The 2,976-nt window shown below is 38.9% G+C and carries 1 protein-coding gene; it reads right to left on the bottom strand.

Going from position 1 to position 2,976, the window contains the following annotated elements; all coding sequences use genetic code 11:
* Positions 1-2,976, bottom strand: a 2,976-nt coding sequence (locus BKH41_RS09905; RefSeq protein WP_180762811.1) for a hypothetical protein, incomplete at both ends; no start/stop codon positions are given.

The raw sequence follows: 2,976 nt of genomic DNA, 5'->3' as shown, positions 1-2,976 counted from the left end.
GCCAATAGCTGTGATGGAAGAACCAGTTTTGCCATTGGTCACACCCATTCCAATATGGTTGGTTTGGAAATAAGAACTTTCAGAAGGATTGGTTGTATCAAAGCTTAGATTGTAATAGGTTCCATTTGCTTGTGCATTGGGCGTATCATTGTTTAGTTGGGTGTAAAGATCTCCAATCAATGTGGTGTGATTAGCAATCAAAGAAGATCCTGCTGCTAGCATTGTTCCTTTAGAATCTTTATTCCATAGGGTTTCATCTGGAGTGACTGGAGTGGTAGCTGCTCCAGAAGAAGCAACAGAAAGAGTGCTTGGAGATGCATCTTTATTAGAAACAGCTGGAGTTTCTCCAACATTGTCTTTAGAATCTTGTGTGGAAGTGAGTTCAAGATTGGCTTGTGAAGTTTTAATGTTGATGGTTCCTGCATTTTTAAAATCCAAATGTGTGATGCCTTCTCCAATGATGAATGTAGGAGCTTTAGAGGGTTCTGTAATGGCTGCAGAAACAGGAGTGGGAGTGGGAGTCTTGATCGAATCATTTTGAGCTGTTGCTTGTTGTATTTGAGGAGTGGGTAGAGTGTAATCAATGCTCACATCTAAGGTTCCATCCTTGCTCCCTAAGATAGAATTCTCTCTTAAAGAAGCATCATTATTAAAGCTTGCTTTGATGTTTCCACCTTGAATGCTCTTAGAGGAACCATCAGGATTGAGACTTGTATCTTTAGAGGTTAAATATGTTCCTTTAAAGCTTGTTTTTTCAATATCCATTGAAGAACCTGCTTTGAGAAGACCATCACTTTCATTCCCATTCAAAGTGATGTTTGCAAGTAATGTTGGAGCTGGGGTATCACTACTATCTTGGGGAGTGCTTAAGGGATCTCCTTGAACAAATAGATTGAAAGCTGCCCCTTTAGCAATGCTAACAGTGATGTCTTTAGAGACATCTTTGATGGCATTATCTCCATAAAGTCCTAAACTCACCCCACCTTGATTAGAAGTGATGTGATGGACATTGCTCAAATCAGATTGGTTGAGTTTGGAATCAAATCCACCCATACTGATTCTTTCATCACTAGAGCGGCTATCAACAAATAAACCAATGCCATAATCAGATGTAATCATTCCAGCATTATTCCCAGTTCCTGCTCCAATGATATGAGAGCCATAGAAATTAAAGGTTGCATCACTTGCAAGCGTTTGAGGCACTTCTTGTTTTTGAATGCTAGGCTTATCTAAAGAAGAATTAGCAGCTCTTAAATGCACCCCTGCATTTTGAAGGGTTTTAAACACAGCATCTGCGTTTGTATTTGCAGTGCCTAAATCTCCTCTTTTATCTGTTTTAGGGACCCAAACAAGTACTCCATTTGGATCTGAATTTTTGTTATCTTTTAAATTGATGAAACTAAAGCTAGAACCACTTGCTCCAGAGACATAATAATCATTTGAAGTTTCTTCGTTTGGATTTTTGATTTTATCTGCTTTGGTGTTGTTGCTAAAATCAAAGGCAATGGTTTTTACATCAGAAGCTTGTCTGCTCACAATATTCCCACTCAATCCATCAAATCCTTTTGCATATAAGTCTGAATCTTGCACGGCTCTAAAATCAAGTGTGGCAGTGTTGCTATAAAAATCCCCTTTGGTTTGGGTATGGTCTAAGATGACATTGGCTAAGGTATCTGCAATTTGTTCTCCGTTGATATAGCCTGCATTCTTAAAGACAATCTTAGAAGCATTGGAGAGTGTATCAATATGCCCTGTATAGAATTGATCATTAAAATCAGGATCAGGATAATTGCCCATAAAGGTTAGATGCCAGATAGCAGATTGATTGGCTGCTCCTTTGATATCAAAGTCTAAATAAGGTTTGTCTCCATTTGTATCCTTGCCTCCCCATAATTGATAATTCTTTGTATCAATCACAGCATTGATGGTGAGATTGGTGGCATCGACTTCTAAAGAAGCTTTTGTCTCTTTATCATCACTATTTGCAGGTGAGAGTGTGATGGCAGTGTTGCCATAGAGATTGAGTGTATTGTTTGGAGTGAAGGCCACAGAATCTGTGCTAGAACTTGCAGGGCTAGAGCTAGGAGTGCTAGAACCTGTAGTATCAGAGCCTTCAGGGCTTACAGTATCAGAACTTACAGGAGCATTCACACCCTTGAGATTCGCACTCAATAGTTTGCCTCCATCGATGATATTGATGGTGGCATTTGCTAAGGAAGCATCTAATTTAGTTGGAGTCTTTCCACTAGAAGAGTCTTGATTGAAGGTTTGAGATTTCTCACCAATAAAGGTATAAGTCATTGCTGTTTTAGTGGCTAAGGTTCCTTGGAACGATCCTCCTTGAGCAATTTGAGAATAATCTAGGCTTGGATTAGAATTATTTGGAAGATTAAAATAATCAAGACTGCCAATATGGCTCAAATCAATCCCTGAAGCACTCAAATTAGAAGTGGCTTGTGTTTCTACACTATTAGTCTTGTTAGTATCAGGAAGGATTTCATTTCTAAATACCAAGACATTAGGTGTTTGGATTCCTTGTGTTTGGATTGTTGCACTTCCAAATCCATCAATGGTTCCTTGCAGAGTATTGGGACCATCAAAGATGATCTTTCCAGCAACATTGAGTTTTGCAAGGGAAGAAGTGCCAAAGTCTAGATTGATGGTATGGAATGTAAAAGAAGAATTTGCATTCCCTCCAACACTTCCTGTAGAAGTGCCATCTGTGTTAGTTACTGGACCTGTAATCTTGGCATCCTTTCCAAAACTGCTGCCATAAAAATCTAATCGTGCTGTTGTGCTACTCCCTAAAGTCAAGTTTCCATTGAGTGTTGCTTTTAAAACCTTTAAGATCGAATCACTCAAAGCTCCAAAAGCATTGGTGGTTGCTGTTTGGGTATTGCTGTTTGTATCTTTATAAGTGACATAATCAGCGATAGAAGTATCCACCCCTCTATTATCAAAGATTGCATTCAAATT

Origin of the sequence: Helicobacter sp. 12S02232-10 (genome assembly GCF_002272895.1) — a bacterium.
In the GTDB taxonomy this organism is placed as follows: Bacteria; Campylobacterota; Campylobacteria; order Campylobacterales; family Helicobacteraceae; genus Helicobacter_J.
The sequence above is the reverse complement of the archived record's forward strand: the minus strand, read 5'-3'. Positions and strand labels throughout refer to the sequence as shown.